We start from the raw sequence: 17912 nt of genomic DNA, 5'->3' as shown, positions 1-17912 counted from the left end.
GAGGGCATGGCCATGGCTAGAATCCAAGCCATGGAACTCAAAATCGTCGTTTACTCCAAGTCCGCCTGCCCGCAGTGCGAATCCGCCAAAATGGTGCTCAAGTCCAAGTCATTGGCCTTTGAAGAAATCAAAATTGACGGTGAAGCCGAGCGCATGGCCTTTTACGAAAAATGTGGCCCGTCGGTGCGCCAAATGCCCCAGATCTTCATCAACGACCAGCGCGTGGGTGGTTTGGCGGGTTTGCAAGCAGCCTTGGTCCAATTGGGCCGCTAAAAAATTTTTGCGGCAGTGTCCACGTTCAAGGAATCGCCATGAGCCTGATCATGAAACAAGCCATCACCGGGCCAGCGGTCTGGAAGGGCGCAGACATGGTTGGGGACACCACTTGGGTGCATGTCTTGAGCCCTGAGGTGTTGGCGATCCTTGACGCCGCGCTGGCCCATGTCAAGTCCAAAGGGCTGACTTTTCCAAATTTTGGTCGCGAGGACTTCCCCATTGGCGTTTGGGCGCAGGACCTGAAAAGCCACAGCGACGAGTTGGAAAATGGTCGCGGATTTTTGGTGCTACGGGGTTTGCCTGTTGAGCGCTACACCGAAGAAGACATCCAAATCATCTACTACGGCATTGGCCTGCACATGGGTGTGCCCGTTCGGCAAAACCCCAAGGGCGACCTGTTGGGCCTGGTGATGAACGTGGGTGATGTGACCCAAAAGACCACCCGCGTTTACGAAACCAACCTGTACTTGCCTTACCACTCGGACCCATCAGACGTGGTAGGCCTGTTGTGCATCCGCAAGGCCAAGCAGGGTGGTTTGAGTTCTCTGGTCAGCGTGGCGGCGATCTACAACGAGATCCTGCAGCACCACCCCGAGTACTTGGGTCTGTACTACCGCACTTGGTATTTTTCGCACCTGTGCGAAGACTTGCCCAGCCTGTCGCCCATCTTCAGCCACCACCAAGGCAAGCTCAGCTGCCGCTACTTGCGCCAGTACATCGAGTTGGGCCACGAAATCCGGAACTTGCCGCTGTCCAAGGTCGAAATCGAAGCACTCGATTTGTTTGACGAAATCATGCACCGCGATGATTTCCGCTTAAGCATGATGCTCGAGCCCGGTGACCTGCAGTTCGCCAACAACTACGCCGTGCTGCACTCGCGCAATGAGTTTGAAGACCACGGTGTGCACGAGCTCAACCGCAAGATGCTGCGCTTGTGGGTCAAGATGCCCAATGCGAGGGCACTGGCCCCCGAGTTTCCGGGGCGCAACGGTTTTCCTGCGCCTGCGGCCATCGCCTGAACGCCTCACCTCTGCCTGTCGGCTTTGAGGCCAGCTTAAGAACGTGTTTTAGCCGCGGGCGCCGCTTTTTTATGCGTTAATTTGACCTTGCCCGCTTCTTCCAGACACAGCAGTGTGTCCACATGCGCCATGAAGCGGTTGAGATAGTCAGGTGAAATATCGCGCATCAGCCCCAGCGAGCGCAGCACCAACATGTGAGAGTTGATGGGGCCTGCGTTTTGTGGCGCTTGGGCCATGGCCTGGGTGACCTGCTTTTGCACGCTGATCTGGCCCAACTGCTTTTTAAAGGCCTGAATGCGCGGGTTTTCGGATGGCCATCCTGCCGATCTGCCAGACCCCTGCGGCGCCGTTTTGGGTCCCATGTCTTGCAAAAGCGTGGCCAAAGGGGAGGGCAAGGGTTCGGCTGCGTCTTTAGGATTATCCTCCGCGCTCATGCGCGCATCGAATCGCTGCAGCGCTTCTTGCAGCTTGGCGTGCAGCAATAACCGCGCAGGGCCAGATTGGGCTTGCGTGCGACTGGCCAATGTTTCGATGTAATGCCAGCCCACCGCATCCACACGCGCTGCACCCGCCGCCCGCATGGCGTCCAGGTCAGGCAGCGCTGGTGCGGCTTCATTCATGGCTTGGTCGTGTCTTGTTTGACGCCTGCCGCTTGACCTGCCTGGGCTGCGTTGGCCGCCTTTGGCACAGGTGCCATTTCTACCCGGCGGTTTTGGGCGCGGGCTTTCTCGTTGGTGTTGGCCACCAAAGGTTGCTCTTGGCCAAATGCGGCAGCAAACAGCATGCCGGACGGCATGCCTTCCTCGATCAGCGTGCGCGTCACGGTCAGTGCACGCTGGGCCGAGAGTTCCCAGTTGTCTTCAAACTGGCGGTTTCGGCTGGTGACGGCTTTGTCGTCGGTGAAACCGCTGACCATCAGCATCTCGTCTCGCGTTTGCAGGTAGCTGCGCAAGGGCAGCACCAAGCTTTTGAGCAGTTGGCGGCCTTCGGGTTCGAGCCGGTCCGAGTTCAGCTCGAACAGCAACTTGCCGCTGATGCCGATGCGCCCGTTGTTCAAGGTGATGCGCCCACTGGCCAGCGGGCCTGCTAAAGCCTGCTCGAGGGAAATGCGCTTTTGCTCTTCGACCTGCCGCTTTTGCACCTCGTCTTCCAGCTTGGAGGCCATGTCCAGTTGCGCGGCCATCACGCCCACCAACAACAGCACAAACGCGCCCAAAAGGCCCGTCATCAGATCGGCAAACGAGATCCAGGTCGGTGCGGTGGACTCGACGTCTGCGTCGTGCTCAAGCATCAGGCTGCCCCTTCAGACTGGCGTTGCTGCAGGGCTTCCAGCACGTCTTTCTGGCTGCCAATGCTGAGGTCAATCATTTCGCGGGCTTGCGCCACGTAATAGGCCAGCTGTTCATCGCTGCGCGTCATGGATTTCTCGATCGCCTGCTCGATGCGCTGCAAGTTGGCCATCAGCTTCTCATTGGTTTCGCTGAAGTTGCGCACGGCAAAGCCAAAGGTCTCGCCCAGGCTGGCCACGTCCACCGCGCTGGCCGTGACCTGCGCGGCGATGTCGCCCAGCTTGCTGGTCTCGGCCGCCACCTGTTCGTGGAACTGGCCGCTGGTCTGCTGGAGCGACGCCTGACTGGCGGTGACCATGGCGTCGATCACGCCGCGTTGCTCGGTCGACGCGTGGTTGATCGCGTCCAGCAAAGTGCTGAGTGTGCCCAGAATGCGGGTGCGCTCTTCGAGCAAGGCGTTGTCGCGTGCCACGCTGACCGAGATTTCTTGACGCAGCTGACCAATGACTTCGGCAGCCGCCTTCGGGGCTTCGGAGGCGGTTTCGATCAGGCGGGTGATCGGATCTTCCAGCGCGGTGCCCAGTGTGGTCAGGTGGGTGGTCACAGCGGTTTGCAGTTCGGCCAGTCGGGCCACAGCGGTCTGACCGCGTGCGTCTTCAGCATCCCACAGGGCCGACAGCTCATGGCGCAGCACCTCGGTCAGCGCTTGGGCGCGTTCTTGGTGGCTTGCGGCCCACTGCGCTTCGGAGGTGATGCGCTCGCGCATCAGGGCTTCGCTGCTGGCCATCAGGCGCGTGATTTCTGCCAGTGTCTGAGTGGCCTGGGTTTGCGTGTGGCTGGTGATGTCTTGTGCCGTGCGGCTCAAGGTGTCGCAAATGGCTTGCTGCTGTGCCAAAGTCTGCGTCCCCGAGGCCTGCCATTTGATGAGCAGTTCGCTGGCCATTTGTGTCAGCGAGGCTTGCCAAGCTTGCAGGCGCTGCTGGTCGGCACTGCTTTGTTGGGTCAGCTGCTGCGTCTGGGCGGCACTGACTTGCTCGACCAGCGATTTGGCGCTGAGTTCGAAATTCTGGCTGAACGCTTCCAAGGTCTGGCCGACACGTTCGGTCATGTGGGTGTTGGCTTGTTCGTGGCGTTTCAGCGTTTCTGCGCTGGTGTGCGCTACGGCAGCGGTGGTGGCCGCCATTTGGGTGTGCAGCTCGCCCAGTTGCTGCTGCGTGTTGAGCAGCAGGCGCTCGTTCATGGTCTGGGCTTGCTCGCTCAGTTGCGCCATGGTGGCTTGCACCACAGGGCGAATGCTGTCGCTGGCCAGTTGCATGCTTTGGCTCAAACTGGATTGCAGCGATTGGTCAACCGATTGCGCCAGCTCCGTGTAGGCCGTGTGCACCTGCGCGTGAAAGCTTTCCTGATTGGCCATCAAACGCTCGTTCATCTGCTGGCTGGTTTGGGCCATTTGCACCATCAGGGTCTGCAATTGCTGTACGACTTGCGGCAGTGCTTGGGATTGCAGCTGCAGGGCCTTGAAGGTTTCTTGCCGTTGGTGCACCAAAGAAAATCCGCGCAGCGTGGTGGTTGTGAGTGTGTCCAGCACCTGTGTGGCTTGTGCGCGTTCGCGGCGCACCAAGCTGCTCATCAGCCCCAGCATGGCCGAAGTTGCCACGCCTGCCACTGAGGTGCCAAACGCCAGCCCCAGTCCCTTGATGGGTTCGGAAAACGCCGACCGAATCCCAGCGATGTTGGTCGAGCCTTCCAACGCAAACACCGCGCCATTGAGCGTGACCACCATGCCCAAAAAGGTGCCGAGCATGCCCAGCATGACCAACAAACCCACCAAATAAGGGGTCAGAGCCGGGCCAGGCAGACCGATGCGCTCACCTTCCACACGTTGGCGAATGGGGTTTTGCAAACCTGCGGGCAAGGTGATCAGCCAATCGCTGAGGTTTTGCAAATCGTGCGGAATGTAGGCAAGCGCTTGGTTCAGGGCTGCCGTGGCAGCGCGGTATTGCCGCAGCTCCATCGCGCCAAAGACATAAACCGCGCCAATGACAGCCGCCATGCCCAAGACCAGCAGGTGAGAGGTGGCGACTGCAGCCGCCACCCAGACGACGGCCAATGCGCCCAAAGCGAAGGCGATGTGAAAGGAATATCGTTTCATTGTTCTTTTGGTTTGTATGCGTTGAAGGCTTCAACAAGGCCCAGCACGGGTTGCAAGCGTGTGTCCAGCTCGGCCAGCAAAGCGGTGCGCATGGCTTGGCGAAAGGGCAAGAGCCAAGGCAAAGGGCTCACTGCGGTGGCGGACGGTGCATCGGCACCTTCGGCTGTGGCCTCGGCTTGTGGGGTGCTGAGTTGTTGAATGTGTTTTTTAAGGGCTTGCGCAAAGCGCTTTTCATGCAGCTTGGCGACTTTGGCCAGCAAAAGCGCCTCGCGCTCGCTCAGAATATTTTCAAAAGCCGCATCGAGCGCGGCCAGTTGTTGCAAGCTGGGCGTACTTTTGTTCAGCTGCCCCCGCACTTGTGAGCGCAAGGTCTGCAGGGACACTTCCATTTGGCGTTGGTGGGCGGCATAAAAACGACGATAGGGCTCAAACGCCGTTTTGGGCTCGATGTGTTCGTCCAGTTCTGCGGGGGGCATGTCGATGCGCGTCATCCCCGAACCGCTGGGCGCGCCTTGGGCGATGGATTGTTCGAGTTGGGCGCGGACTTTGTCCACATGCCGGGTCAACGCCTCGGCTGTCATCACACCTGAGCGCCGCAGGTGTGCGGGCTGCGGCGCGGCAGGCTGCTGCTCGGGGTTGAGCACGCCGTGCAATGCAATCGCTTGGCGAAAGTTGAGCCAATCGCCCAACTTTTGCCCCACATCGTCCGCCACAGGGGCGGCATCGATCATGGCGTTCTCGGTCAGAAAACGCGTCAGGCGGGAGCTGTTGAAGTGGGCACGCGGCGAAGGGCGCGTCATGGGTGGGGGTGTTTTGGGATACGAAAAAGCAGAGCGGCGTGGCTCGGGGCGGACGGTTGCCCTGGTGGGCACAGCCGATTCAGCAAAATTGTGATTTTACCCGCCGAAGGCATGGACCCCCGATCAAGTCGGGGGTGACAGATATTTGTTATGCCCCGTTTTCTGTCATACCCGCGCATGCGGGTATCCAGGTCTCCGCATTTCACAAAACCTTGGGTTTGAAATCGCAAAACGCTGCCACAGCGCACTGCCCGCACAGCGGTTTGCGGGCTTGACACACATAGCGCCCGTGCAAGATCAGCCAGTGGTGGGCATCCACCAGGTATTTGGCTGGAATGCGTTTAAGCAGTTTGAGCTCCACCGCCAAAGGCGTTTTGCCGGGGGCCAGGCCCGTGCGGTTGCCCATGCGGAAGATGTGTGTGTCCACCGCCATGGTCGCCTCGCCAAAGGCCGAGTTGAGCACCACATTGGCTGTTTTGCGTCCCACGCCGGGCAGGGCTTCCAGTGCTTCGCGGCTGCGGGGCACTTGGCCGCCGTGCTGCTCCACCAAAATGCGGCAGGTCTCCATCAGGTGTTTGGCCTTGCTGCGGTACAGGCCAATGGTTTTGATGTGACCCTCCAGCCCCGCCAGACCGAGGTCCAGGATTTTTTGCGGCGTGCCCGCCACTGGGAACAGCTTTCGCGTGGCCTTGTTGACACCCACATCGGTGGCCTGGGCCGACAGCAGCACCGCAGCCAGCAGCTCGAACACGCTGGTGTATTCCAGCTCGGTCACGGGCATGGGGTTGGCGGCTTGCAGGGTGGCAAAGAAGGATTCGATCTGTGCGGGTTTCATGGGGGTCAAATGTAGGTGTTCAGATGTTGGCAAAATGATGGCCAAGTCAACACGGGAAGATACACCATGCCTTTGCAATTTGCCGATCGCCTGAACAACGTCGAAACCTCCGCCATCCGTGAGCTGTTCAAGCTCCTGGGCAAGCCCGGCATCATCAGTTTTGCAGGCGGCTTTCCGGACAGCGCCATGTTCGACGTGGACGGCATCCGCGAAGCCAGCAACGCGGCCTTGAGCCAAGACCCCGGCGCGGCCCTGCAATACGGCGCCACTGAAGGTTTTGGCCCGCTGCGCGAGCAACTGGCCCACTTCATGGCCCAAAAGGGTGCCAAAGACGTGACCGCAGACCAGCTGATCGTCACCACCGGCAGCCAACAGGGGTTGGATTTGATCGGCAAAACCATGATCAGCCCCGGCGACAAGGTGATCGTGGAAGGCCCCACCTTTCTGGCCACCATCCAGTGCTTCCGTTTGTATGGGGCTGAACTCATCAGCGCCCCGGTGGACGGCCACGGTGTCAAAACAGACGAGCTGGAAAAACTGATCGCCGAGCACAAGCCGAAGTTTGTGTATTTGATCCCCACCTTTGGTAACCCGAGCGGTGCTTTGCTGAGCGCCGAGCGCCGCAAAAAGGTGCTGGAGATGGCGGTCAAGCACCAAACCCTGATTTTGGAAGACGACCCGTATGGCGATTTGTATTTTGGCGAGGCACCCCCACCCAGCTTGCTGGCCATGAGTGCTTCCGTGCCCGGCAGCCGCGAGCTGCTGGTGCACTGCGGCTCGTTGTCCAAAGTGCTGTCGCCCGGCCTGCGTGTGGGCTGGATGGTGGCGCCCGCCGAGTTGCTGGGCAAAGCCACCATGTGCAAGCAGTTCAGCGACGCACACACCAGCACCTTTGCCCAGGCCACGGCGGCACAATACCTGTTGGCGGGTCGCATGCCTGTCACGCTGGACAAAGTGCGTGCCGTCTATGCCCAACGGGCCCAAACCATGGGCGATGCTTTGCGCCGCGAACTGGGCGATGCCGTCGAGTTTGTGCAGCCCCAAGGCGGCCTGTTCGTCTGGGCGCGCCTCACGGGTGCTGGCGGCAAGGTGAATGACGGCAATGTATATGCCAAACGTGCCATCGAGCAGGGCGTGGCCTTTGTGCCGGGCACGCCGTTCTTCTGCGCCAACCCCGACCACGCCACCTTCCGCCTGAGCTTTGCCACCGTGGGTGAAGACAAGATCCTCGAAGGCGTCTCGCGTCTGGCCAAGGCGCTGTGATTTGACGATCCTCGGTGAGGGCAAGCTCTCTGTGGGAGCGAGCCCCTGCTCGCGAATGCTTGCCATGCCATTAAAAGCATTCGGCTGCAGGGGCAGCACCCAACAACACCCAAGCCATGGCTTTAAATTGAGGCCAACATGAACCAAGAACGCTGCATCACCATCAACGGCACCGAAGTCTGGCTGCAAGGGCAGGGCGATGAAGTCATCCTCATGCTGCACGGCTGGCCCGACACCCGCGCGCTGTGGGACGGCACCGTGGCCGCGCTTCTGGACCGTGCCACCTGTGCACGCTTGACGCTGCCGGGCTTTGAGTCAGGCCCCTCAGCCACCAGCCTGGACGATATGTGCCAGTTGCTGCGCCAGATCGTGGACCGCATCAGCCCAGGCAAACCCGTGACCCTGATGCTGCACGACTGGGGCTGCATTTTTGGCTATCAATTCGCCATGCGCCACGCCGATCGGGTGGCCCGCGTGGTGGCCGTAGACGTTGGGGACCACAACTCGGGGGCCTTGTTGCGCAGCTGGGGCATCAAGGAAAAACTCTCTGTGATGGGCTACCAAGTTTGGCTTGCCTTGGCGTGGAAGCTGGGCGGCAGCATCGGCACCCGCATGACCCGCGCCATGGCGCGTTGGCTGCGCTGTCCTACAGACCCGGCCACCATCACCCACAAGATGAACTACCCCTATGCCATGCAGTGGTTCGGCACGGCGGGCGGCTTCAAGCAGGCGACGCAAATCAACTTGCCCATGCCGCTCTTGTTTGTCTACGGCGAGCGCAAACCTTTCATGTTCCATTCGGCCAAATGGTTGGAGAAAGTTGCATCCACACCCGGCAGCGCCGTGCAGGGGCTGCCTTGTGGGCACTGGGTCATGATTTCACGTCCAGAAGCATTTCATGCGCGGGTGCGTGCTTGGCTTTGGACCGAGTTGTGAAGCGAGGCGTGAGGCGTGAAGTGAGGGCTCAAGCATGAAACCCGACGACCTGATGAAGCTGGTCACCATGCCCATGCCATTCGGTAAACACAAGGGCACACTGATTGCCGACTTGCCAGGCAACTACCTGAATTGGTTTGCGCGTGAGGGGTTCCCCAAGGGGGAAATCGGGCAACTTCTGCAGCTCATGCAGGAGATTGACCACAACGGTCTGAGCGATCTGCTCAAACCTCTGCGCCAGCCCAAGTAGGTCGGCAGTTTCCTCTTTGGGAGGCCACCCCTACGGCCAAATGCTTAGGCGGGATTATCCTGTGGGAGGCCGCCCCTGCGGCCGAATGCCTGCACGGGCAGAGCGCAAATTCGCGAGCAGGGGCTCGCTCCCACAGGGAAAGGCTGATCCCACAGGGACCAGATGTTTCAATCCCAGCCCGGAAGGCTCAGGGCTTGACGACTTCCAGCAATCGGTCCAGACCACCTTGGTTGATTGCCACCATGGCTTGCTCGCGCACCTTAGGCTTAGCGTGATAAGCCACTGACAAACCAGCCACGCCCATCATGGGCAGGTCATTGGCACCGTCCCCGACAGCGATGCATTGATGCGGCTCGATACCCATCAACGAGGCCATTTCCAGCACAGTTCTGCGCTTCTCGGCCCCGTCACAAATGTCGCCCCAGCTTTGCATCACTAGGCCGCCCGTGAGTTCGCCGTTCACCACCTCAAGACGGTTGGAACGGGCAAAGTCGATGTTCAAGCGCGCTTTGACGCGGTCGGCAAAAAAGGTGAAGCCACCCGACACCAACAGCACCTTCATGCCCGCCTTTTGGCAAGCGGTAATCAGCTCGGCCGCGCCGGGGTTGATTTTCAGGCGCTCGGTGTAGACGCGTTCCATGTCGGCCAGCGTCACGCCCTTTAGCAGGGCCAGGCGGCGGCGCAGGCTTTCCTTGAAGTCGGTGATCTCGCCGCGCATGGCGGCCTCGGTGATGGCGGCCACCTCTGCCTTGCGATCCACAGCGTCGGCGATCTCGTCGATGCACTCGATGCTGATGAGCGTGGAGTCCATGTCAAACGCGATGAGCTTGAACTGGGACAGCGACAGGGGGGCGGCAAAGCCTTGGATGGCAAGACCGGGGGCAAACTCGGTGGGGGATGCGGTGGTGGATGTCATGGGTCAGGATTATCGAAGATCGTTGAAAGTGCTCAGGCCACTGCGTTTTCGGATTTTGGCGTCCCCAAACTCCGCAACACATCCCGCACCATCTGCGCCCGCGCCTTCGGGTCGGGCAGTTCGCGCTCAATGCGGATTTTGTCGTTGCCCGCCAGCTTGATGTGTTTGTTCTTTTGGATCAAACCAATGATGGCCATGGGATCGACGGGCGGGTTGGGTTTGAAGGTGATCTGGATGACGCCCGGTGCGGCGTCTACCTTAATGACGCCATAGGGCTGGGTCAGCACGCGCAAGCGGTGCACGTCCACCAGCGTCTGTGCTTGCGGGGGCAGCTTGCCAAATCGGTCCACCAGTTCTTCGAGCAGGGCGTCGATCTGGTCGCTGGTTTTGGCGGTGGCCAGCTTTTTGTAAAAGCTCAGGCGCAGGTGCACGTCGCCGCAGTAGTCGTTGGGCAGCAGGGCGGGGGCGTGCAGGTTGATGTCGGTGGTGGCGGTGAGGGGGTTGAGCAAGTCCGGTTCTTTGCCCGCTTTCAGGCTGCGCACCGCTTCGGACAGCATTTCGTTGTAGAGCTGAAAACCCACTTCGAGCATGTTGCCGCTTTGGTTTTCGCCCAACACCTCGCCCGCGCCGCGGATCTCCAGGTCGTGCATGGCCAAATAAAAGCCGCTGCCCAGTTCTTCCATTTGTTGGATCGCGTCGAGCCGCTGGGCGGCCTGTTTGGTCAGGCCTTCGATCTCGGGCACCATCAAATACGCATAGGCTTGGTGGTGCGATCGGCCCACGCGCCCGCGCAGCTGGTGCAGCTGGGCCAAGCCGAATTTGTCGGCGCGAGAGATCACGATGGTGTTGGCCGTGGGCACGTCGATGCCGGTCTCGATGATGGTCGAGCACAGCAAGATGTTGTAGCGCTGGGCCACAAAGTCGCGCATCACGCGCTCCAGCTCGCGCTCGGGCATTTGGCCATGGGCCACGGCGATGCGGGCTTCGGGCAGGATTTCTTCGAGCTTTTGCTTGCGGTTCTCGATGGTCTCGACCTCGTTGTGCAAAAAGTAGCACTGGCCGCCGCGCTTGAGTTCGCGCAACACCGCCTCGCGGATCACGCCTGTGCCTTCGTTGCGCACAAAGGTCTTGATGGCCAAGCGGCGTTGCGGCGCAGTCGCAATCACGCTCAAATCGCGCAGGCCCTCCAAAGCCATGCCCATGGTGCGTGGGATGGGCGTGGCCGTGAGCGTGAGCACATCGACCTCGGCCCTCAGGGCTTTCATGGCCTCTTTGTGGCGCACGCCAAAGCGGTGTTCTTCGTCAATGATGAGCAAGCCCAGGTCGTGGAATTTGGTGGATTCGCTCAGCAGCTTGTGCGTGCCGACCACTATGTCCACCGTGCCGTCGGCAATGCCTTTGAGGGCGGCAGTGACTTCTTTGCCGGACCTGAAACGCGAGACCTCAGCCACCTTGACGGGCCATTTGGCAAAGCGGTCCTTGAGCGTTTGGTAATGCTGCTCGGCCAGCAAGGTGGTGGGGGCCAAAATGGCCACTTGTTTGCCCCCCGTGACGGCCACAAAGGCCGCGCGCAAGGCCACCTCGGTCTTGCCAAAACCCACATCGCCACAGACCAGGCGGTCCATGGGGCGGGGGCTGATCATGTCTTGAATGACGCAGTGGATGGCCGCCTTTTGGTCGGCGGTTTCTTCAAAACCGAAATCGTTGGCAAAGGTCTCGTAGTCTTGCGGGCTGTAGCGGAAAGGGTGGCCCTCGCGTGCGGCGCGGCGTGCATAAATGTTGAGCAACTCGGCGGCGGCGTCGCGCACCTGCTCGGCGGCGCGACGTTTGGCCTTTTCCCACTGGCCGGAGCCCAGCTTGTGCAGCGGCGCTTCGTCGGCGCTCACGCCGGTGTAGCGGCCAATCAGTTGCAGCTGGCTCACGGGCACATAGAGCGTGGCCTTGTCGGCGTATTCCAGGTGCAAAAACTCTTGCAGGGCGGGCGTGCCGTCTTCGTTTTTCTGGCCCATGTCCATGTTGACCAAGCCCCGGTAGCGGCCAATGCCGTGGGCACTGTGCACCACCGGGTCGCCCACATTCAGCTCGCTCAGGTCTTTGATCAGCGCTTCCACATCGCTGACCTGTTCTTGCTTCTTGCGGCGGCGGGTGACCGCCCCTGCCGCGAAGAGTTCGGTTTCGGTGACCAGGTCGATGTTGTGCTCGAACCAGTGAAAACCGCTGACCAACGCGGCGGTGGCCATGCCGACCTTTTCGTCGCTCGTCAAAAAATCTTCGAGGCTGTCAAAGACGGGTAGCGTGAGGCCGCTGGAGCGCACGAAATCGAGCAGGCTCTCGCGGCGGCCATCGCTTTCGGCCAGGATCAGCACCCGGCTGGCGCTGCTGCGGATGTGCGCTTGCAAGCGCGACAGCGGGTCTTCTGCGCCGCGCACCACCGTCAGCTCGGGCAGGGGCTGGGCCAGGGTGTTGTCGGCCACATCGCTGGTGCCTATGCGCAGGGCCAGTTGCGCGTGGCCGTTGGTCAGGGTGTAGAACTGCTCGGCGCTTAAAAACAGGGCATCAGGCGGCAACACGGGCCGCTCGGGGTCGCCCTGCACCAGGCGGTAGCGGTCGCGGGTGTCTTGCCAAAAGCGCTGGAAGGCGGGTTCCAGATCGCCGTGCAGCACCACCGTGGCCGCATCGCTTTGTGACGCATTGGGGCCCGCGCCCAAGTAATCAAACACCGTGGCGGTTTCTTCAAAAAACAGCGGCAGGTAGTACTCGATGCCCGCCGTGGCCACGCCGTTGCCCATGTCTTTGTAGATGCGGCTCTTGGTCGGGTCGCCTTCGAGCAGTTCGCGCCAGCGGCTGCGAAAGCGCGCACGGGCCGCCTCGTCCATCGGGAACTCGCGACCGGGCAGCAGCCGCACCTCGGGCACGGGGTAGAGGCTGCGCTGGCTGTCGGGGTCAAAGGTGCGGATGCTGTCGATTTCGTCGTCGAACAGGTCCACCCGGTAAGGCACCAGCGAGCCCATGGGGAACAAATCGATCAAGCCGCCGCGCACAGCGTATTCGCCGGGGCTGACCACCTGGCTGACGTGCGAGTAACCCGCCAGCGTGAGCTGGGCCTTGAGCTGGGCTTCGTCCAGCTTTTGCTTGACCTTGAATTCGAAGGTATAGCCCGCCAAAAAGGACGGCGGGGCCAGTCGATAGAGCGCGGTGGTGGCGGGCACCAGCACCACGTCGGCACTTTCGGCATGGTTGCGCTGCTTGATGCGCCAGAGTGTGGCCAGGCGCTCGCTGATCAAGTCCTGGTGCGGCGAAAACGTGTCATACGGCAGGGTTTCCCAGTCAGGGAACATCACGCAGCGCAGATCGGGCGCAAAAAACACCAGCTCGTCCATCAGGCGCTGGGCGTCGGCCGCGTCGCTGGTGACGATGGCGGTGAGCTTGCCTGCTTTCTTTTCGCGCTGCGCCAGTTGGGCCAGCAACACGGCATCGGCCGATCCGGCGGGGCGGGGCAGGGTGAAACGTTTGCCGGTGATCAGGCTGGGCAGTTGCATGGTGGCGATGGGCAATGGCGATGAAAAAAGCAAAACACCCCCCGCCAAGAAAGGAGGGGGGTGAAGAAAAGATCACACGCCATCATTGTAGAAGCGTTGCGGCATAGCCCCCTGAGTGGTCAAGGGCATGAGCGAAGCTAGGACATCAAGCATTCGGCTGCAGGGGCAGCCTCCCACAGAGTCAAAAATGTGAGCGTCTGGCCTTTGTGGGAGCGAGCCCCTGCTCGCGAATGTGTGATCTGGCTCAGGCGCCTATGCCGAACCACCATTCGGCCGCAGGGGCAGCCTCCCACAAGTCCACCGATTCAGCCGCGGGGCGACCTCCTACAATTCAAGATCATGTCGACGACCCCTACCTCTCCCCGTTTCCATGCCTTGGTGCCCTGTGCGGGCACGGGCAGCCGCGCTGGCACCCCCATGCCCAAGCAATACCAGATGGTGGCTGGGCAAGTCATGGTTTTGCACACCCTGCAGGCGCTGGCCCGTGTGCCTCAGCTGTCCAGTGGCTGGGTGATTCTGTCCCCGGACGACAATTTTGTATGGCCTCATGTCGGTTGGCCTGTTCATTTCAGACGTGAGGCTTGTGGTGGCGCAACCCGCGCCGAGAGCGTATTCAACGGCCTGAGCGCCATGCTGGCAGCAGGCGTCGCGGCGCAAGACTGGGTGCTGGTTCACGACGCAGCACGTTGCTTGGTCACCCCCGAGGCGGTGTCGCAACTGATCGATGCTTGCAAAGATGACCCGGTGGGCGGCTTGCTGGCCTTGCCACTGCCCGACACTTTGAAATCGCACACACTGGACGGCAGCAGTGCCCGCGTGGCCAGCACCGTGCCGCGCGAAGACAAGTGGTTGGCGCAAACCCCGCAAATGTTCCGTCTTGGGGCTTTGCATGCCGCTTTGGCAGACGCAGCGGCCACAGGTTTTGCAGGGATCACCGACGAGTCGAGCGCCATGGAGCGCCTGGGCTTGTCACCCCGTCTGGTGCCCGGCTCGGCGCAGAATTTAAAAGTCACTTACCCGGCCGATTTCGCGTTTGCCGAGGCGGTTTTGAAAGGCAGAACATGAACATCCGCATCGGCGAAGGCTGGGACGTGCACGCCTTGGTGCCCGGACGCAAGCTGATTTTGGGCGGGGTGGAGATACCGCACTCGGCGGGTTTGCTGGGGCATTCGGACGCCGATGTGCTGCTGCACGCCATCACCGACGCGGTGCTGGGCGCTGCAGGTATGGGCGACATTGGGCGGCACTTTCCGGACACGGATGTGCAGTTCAAGGGCGCCAATTCTTCCGTTTTGTTGCAAGAAGCCATGCGCCGCGTGCGGGAAAAGGGCTGGGAACTGGTGAATGTGGACAGCACCATCGTGGCGCAAGCCCCGAAACTGGCCCCGCACATAGCGGCCATCAACGCGGGCGTGGCCCAAGCGCTGGGCGTGGCGTTGGATCAGGTGAACGTGAAAGCCAAGACGGCGGAAAAGCTTGGCCCCGTGGGCATGGGCCAAAGCATGGAAGCGCGGGCGGTGGCTTTGCTGAAAAAGGCTTGATGGCAAGCTTGAGCTGTTGATCGCACATTCGCGAGCTGGGGCTCGCTCCCACGAAGACCAAACTTCCTGGCCTTGACTCTGTGGGAGGTCGCCCCTGCGGCCGAATCTCTGCTGTAGCTCAAGCCTCGTTTTGGACTTGACGGAACTTCATCAGCGCCATCAAGCCGCCTGCGCTGTTGTTGAACACCGAAAATGTGCCGCCCATGCGCTGCACCGAGCGCTCGACAATGGCCAAGCCCAAGCCCGAGCCTGTGGCCGAGGTTCTGGCCGCATCGCCTCTGAAAAAAGGTTGCGTCAGGTTTTTCAGCGCGTCTTCTGACACCCCGGGGCCTTGGTCGCGCACGCGCAACAAGACCCAACCCTCGTGGACCCGGGCGACGATTTCGACACGCGTGATGCCATCGCTGGGGCTTTGGCCGTAGCGGCGGGCGTTTTCAAGCAGGTTGGACAGCACCCGAGACAACTCCACTTGTTCGGCCTTGACTTGCAGGTCTTCGGCCACGTCCACACTGATCTCGAAACGCGGGTTGTTGCGCCAAGGGGCGATGCTGCGGCTGATGACGCCGGACAACAAAACCGGACCCAATTCCGTGGGCTCGGGGCGGGCGTAGTCGAGGAATTTGTCGATGATGGCGTCGAGTTGCGCGATGTCTGCGGCCATCAAATCGCGGGTTTCGAGGTCGGCCACGCTCAGTTCTGTCTCTAGGCGCAAGCGGGCCAGGGGCGTGCGCAGGTCATGCGAGATGCCAGCCAACATCAAGGCCCGTTCTTGTTCAATTTTGGCCAGGCGCTCGGCCATGCGGTTGAAGCCGATGTTGACCTCACGGATTTCGCTGGTGGCGGCGTCTTCGTCCAATGTGGATGTGGTGAAGTGACCTTCGCGCACTTGACTGGCCGCAAAGGACAAGCGTTTCAGGGGCCGGTTGATGAGGCCAGCCATCATGGCCGCGCCCGACAAGGAAAGCGCCAATGTGACGGCAAGCCAGGTCAGCCAGGCCGAGCCCCCCAAGGGGCGAAGCCGTTCGGGGTCCATTTGCAGCCAGTAGCTGTCACTTTCAATCTTGAAGCCCACCCACAAGCCGCTGGTGTCGTTCACGCGCGAGGCGATGACGGTGTCAGGGCCAAGCCGAGTGACCATTTCTTGCACCAGTCGGCTTTCCATGTCCGAATCGCCAAAGGGACGGATGCGGTCTGAGGGTTCGCGCAACTGGATGCTGACATCTTCCTCGTCGGCCAGCATCTTGAGCAAGGAGACACGCGCGATGGCATCGGTGTGCATCAAGGCGGTCTTGGTCAAATTGACGACGGTGGCAATTTGATGGGCATTGCGCAGGATGCGCGGCTCATACTCTTGGGTACGAAACATTTGCAGCCAGGCCAGGCTGCTGAACAAAATCAGCAAGGCCAACAAAAAGAAGGTGCGCCAAAACAGGCTCAGCTTGAGCCTGCGTGGCAGTTTTTCAGGGACGGGGCCCTCGGGCATTCCGGTTTTCGCTGGGGTCACGGCTGTCCATCAGGCACAAACACGTAACCCACGCCCCAAACGGTCTGAATGATTTTGGGCGATGCGGGGTCGACCTCGATCATTTTGCGCAGCCTGGAGATCTGTACATCCAGGCTCCGGTCGAAGGGCTCGAAGTCGCGGCCACGGGCCAGTTGCGCCAGTTTGTCGCGCGTCAGCGGCTGTTTGGGGTGACGCGCCAAGGCCTTGAGCATGGCGAATTCGCCGCTCGTCAAAGGCATGTCTTGGCCATTTTTGGACAGGGAACGGGTGCCCAAGTCAAGCGAAAAAGCGCCAAACACAATGACTTCGTTGTCGCCGGAGGAGGGTGCACCGGGCACCTCACCTTGCGGCCTGCGACGCAAGACGGCGTGAATGCGGGCCAGCAACTCGCGCGGATTAAACGGTTTGCCCAGATAGTCGTCAGCCCCAATTTCCAGGCCCGTGATGCGGTCCACGTCTTCGACCTTGGCCGTCAGCATGATGACGGGCGTTTTGACGCCCGAGCCCCGCAGCCGTTTGCAAATGCTCAAGCCATCTTCACCAGGCAGCATGAGGTCGAGCACGATCAGGTCGATTGTTTCTCGCTGCAAGATGCGGTCAAGGGCCCGGCCATCTTCGGCCAACAGGACGTCAAAACCTTCTTGCGACAAAAAACGGCGCAAAAGGTCGCGGATTCGGGTGTCGTCATCAACAATGACGATCTTGTCCAAGCGTGCAGATGTACTCATGGTTTTACTGGGCGGTCCAGCCGCCGTCCATGTTCCAGGCCACGCCGCGCACGTTGTTGCCTGCTGCTGAGCAGAAGAAAACAGCCAATTCGCCCAGCTCTTCGGGCGTGGTGAACTGCATGGAGGGCTCTTTCTCTTGCAGCAGCTGTTTTTTGGCTTCTTCGTTGGACAGACCCATGGCCGCCGCCTTGGCGTCCACCTGTTTTTGCACGAGAGGTGTCAACACCCAGCCCGGGCAAATGGCATTGCAGGTCACGCCTGTGGTGGCGTTTTCAAGGGCTGTGACTTTGGTCAGGCCCACCACGCCGTGCTTGGCGGCCACATAAGCCGACTTTTCGGCCGAACCGACCAAGCCGTGGATGGAGGCAACGTTGATGATGCGGCCCCAGTTGGCGGCTTTCATGGCGGGCAGGGCCAGTCGTGTGGCGTGGAAGGCGCTGGTCAGGTTGATGGCGATGATGGCGTCCCAGCGCTCGACAGGGAAGTCTTCGATCTTGGCCACATGCTGAATGCCAGCGTTGTTCACCAAAACGTCCACGCGGCCGAAGGTGTCAGCAGCGAACTTCATCATGGCTTCAATCTCAGAGGCTTTGCTCATGTCGGCGCCGTGGTAAGCCACTTTGACGCCCATGGCTGCAATCTCGGCCTTGGGGCCTTCGGCATCGCCAAAACCGTTCAGCACGATGTTGGCGCCTTGCTTGGCCAAAGCCTTGGCAATGCCCAGACCGATACCGCTGGTTGAACCTGTGACCAGTGCTGTTTTACCTTGCAACATGTTTTCCACTCCGAAAGATGAATTAGGATGTTCAAAAGTCCATTATGGCGCTGCCTAAGCCCGGTTTTGCAGGCAGCCCCTTCAGATTG

17 protein-coding genes are annotated in these 17912 nt (G+C 60.7%); 7 read left to right on the top strand and 10 right to left on the bottom strand.

Annotated features, from left to right (window positions below; all coding sequences use genetic code 11):
• Positions 1-30 precede the first annotated feature (30 nt).
• Positions 31-273, top strand: a complete 243-nt coding sequence (locus tag ACZ5SR_RS09255) for a glutaredoxin family protein (RefSeq protein ID WP_089961140.1) — start codon at positions 31-33, stop codon at positions 271-273.
• Positions 274-311: 38 nt separating this feature from the next.
• Positions 312-1295 (top strand): TauD/TfdA family dioxygenase, encoded by a 984-nt coding sequence (locus ACZ5SR_RS09250; protein ID WP_464448453.1) that lies wholly within the window; start codon positions 312-314, stop codon positions 1293-1295.
• A 35-nt stretch (positions 1296-1330) separates the two neighbouring features.
• Here the strand turns inward: ACZ5SR_RS09250 and ACZ5SR_RS09245 are convergent, their stop codons facing one another.
• From ACZ5SR_RS09245 to nth, 5 genes are all read right to left on the bottom strand, one after another.
• A complete protein-coding gene (locus tag ACZ5SR_RS09245) occupies positions 1331-1915 on the bottom strand; it encodes a DUF2894 domain-containing protein (protein ID WP_464448452.1) in 585 nt (194 codons plus the stop codon).
• Positions 1912-2586 (bottom strand): OmpA family protein, encoded by a 675-nt coding sequence (locus tag ACZ5SR_RS09240; protein ID WP_464448451.1) that lies wholly within the window; start codon positions 2584-2586, stop codon positions 1912-1914. Before ACZ5SR_RS09240 ends, ACZ5SR_RS09245 begins: the two co-directional genes overlap by 4 nt.
• Positions 2586-4736, bottom strand: coding sequence for a DUF802 domain-containing protein (locus ACZ5SR_RS09235; protein WP_464448450.1), 2151 nt, complete (start codon positions 4734-4736; stop codon positions 2586-2588). The genes ACZ5SR_RS09240 and ACZ5SR_RS09235 overlap by 1 nt, the downstream gene beginning before the upstream one ends.
• Positions 4733-5536: a DUF3348 family protein gene (locus tag ACZ5SR_RS09230; RefSeq protein WP_464448449.1), complete on the bottom strand. Its 804-nt coding sequence runs from the start codon at positions 5534-5536 to the stop codon at positions 4733-4735. Before ACZ5SR_RS09230 ends, ACZ5SR_RS09235 begins: the two co-directional genes overlap by 4 nt.
• 202 nt (positions 5537-5738) lie before the next feature.
• Positions 5739-6371, bottom strand: coding sequence for an endonuclease III (nth, locus tag ACZ5SR_RS09225; RefSeq protein ID WP_464448448.1), 633 nt, complete (start codon positions 6369-6371; stop codon positions 5739-5741).
• 66 nt (positions 6372-6437) lie between these two features.
• Here nth and ACZ5SR_RS09220 point away from each other — a divergent pair, with 66 nt between their 5' ends.
• The 3 genes from ACZ5SR_RS09220 (at position 6438) to ACZ5SR_RS09210 (ending at position 8820) form a co-directional block, all read left to right on the top strand.
• The gene (locus ACZ5SR_RS09220; RefSeq protein WP_464448447.1) at positions 6438-7634 is read left to right on the top strand and encodes an aminotransferase-like domain-containing protein; all 1197 of its coding nucleotides are present in this window, start codon (positions 6438-6440) and stop codon (positions 7632-7634) included.
• 138 nt (positions 7635-7772) lie between these two features.
• Complete coding sequence (locus ACZ5SR_RS09215) at positions 7773-8570, top strand: alpha/beta fold hydrolase (protein WP_464448446.1); 798 nt, start codon at positions 7773-7775, stop codon at positions 8568-8570.
• Positions 8571-8604: 34 nt separating this feature from the next.
• On the top strand, positions 8605-8820 hold the full coding sequence (locus ACZ5SR_RS09210) for a DUF3820 family protein (protein WP_464448445.1): 216 nt from the start codon (positions 8605-8607) through the stop codon (positions 8818-8820).
• A 187-nt stretch (positions 8821-9007) separates the two neighbouring features.
• On the opposite strand, the gene serB is transcribed toward ACZ5SR_RS09210, so the two are convergent.
• Together serB and mfd are read right to left on the bottom strand one after the other, a co-directional pair.
• Positions 9008-9736 carry a phosphoserine phosphatase SerB gene (gene serB, locus ACZ5SR_RS09205; protein ID WP_464448444.1) on the bottom strand — a complete coding sequence of 243 codons (729 nt, stop codon included), beginning with the start codon at positions 9734-9736 and terminating at the stop codon, positions 9008-9010.
• A gap of 32 nt (positions 9737-9768) precedes the next feature.
• The gene (gene mfd / locus ACZ5SR_RS09200; protein ID WP_464448443.1) at positions 9769-13275 is read right to left on the bottom strand and encodes a transcription-repair coupling factor; all 3507 of its coding nucleotides are present in this window, start codon (positions 13273-13275) and stop codon (positions 9769-9771) included.
• 339 nt (positions 13276-13614) lie between these two features.
• On the opposite strand from mfd, the gene ispD reads away from it, so the two are divergent.
• Entirely contained in the window at positions 13615-14340 is a 726-nt protein-coding gene (ispD, locus tag ACZ5SR_RS09195) for a 2-C-methyl-D-erythritol 4-phosphate cytidylyltransferase (protein WP_464448442.1), read from the top strand.
• A complete protein-coding gene (gene ispF / locus ACZ5SR_RS09190) occupies positions 14337-14816 on the top strand; it encodes a 2-C-methyl-D-erythritol 2,4-cyclodiphosphate synthase (protein WP_464448441.1) in 480 nt (159 codons plus the stop codon). Before ispD ends, ispF begins: the two co-directional genes overlap by 4 nt.
• A 118-nt stretch (positions 14817-14934) precedes the next feature.
• Here the strand turns inward: ispF and ACZ5SR_RS09185 are convergent, their stop codons facing one another.
• From ACZ5SR_RS09185 to ACZ5SR_RS09175, 3 genes are read right to left on the bottom strand one after another with little or no spacing between them, the layout of a single operon-like run.
• Entirely contained in the window at positions 14935-16299 is a 1365-nt protein-coding gene (locus tag ACZ5SR_RS09185) for a sensor histidine kinase (protein ID WP_464448440.1), read from the bottom strand.
• A 17-nt stretch (positions 16300-16316) separates the two neighbouring features.
• The gene (gene ompR / locus ACZ5SR_RS09180) at positions 16317-17048 is read right to left on the bottom strand and encodes an osmolarity response regulator transcription factor OmpR (RefSeq protein WP_464448439.1); all 732 of its coding nucleotides are present in this window, start codon (positions 17046-17048) and stop codon (positions 16317-16319) included.
• A 4-nt stretch (positions 17049-17052) separates the two neighbouring features.
• The gene (locus ACZ5SR_RS09175; RefSeq protein WP_464448438.1) at positions 17053-17823 is read right to left on the bottom strand and encodes a 3-hydroxybutyrate dehydrogenase; all 771 of its coding nucleotides are present in this window, start codon (positions 17821-17823) and stop codon (positions 17053-17055) included.
• Positions 17824-17912: the final 89 nt, after the last annotated feature.

This window comes from Limnohabitans sp. TEGF002, from assembly GCF_055395845.1.
This window is presented reverse-complemented; position numbering and strand designations above follow the sequence as displayed.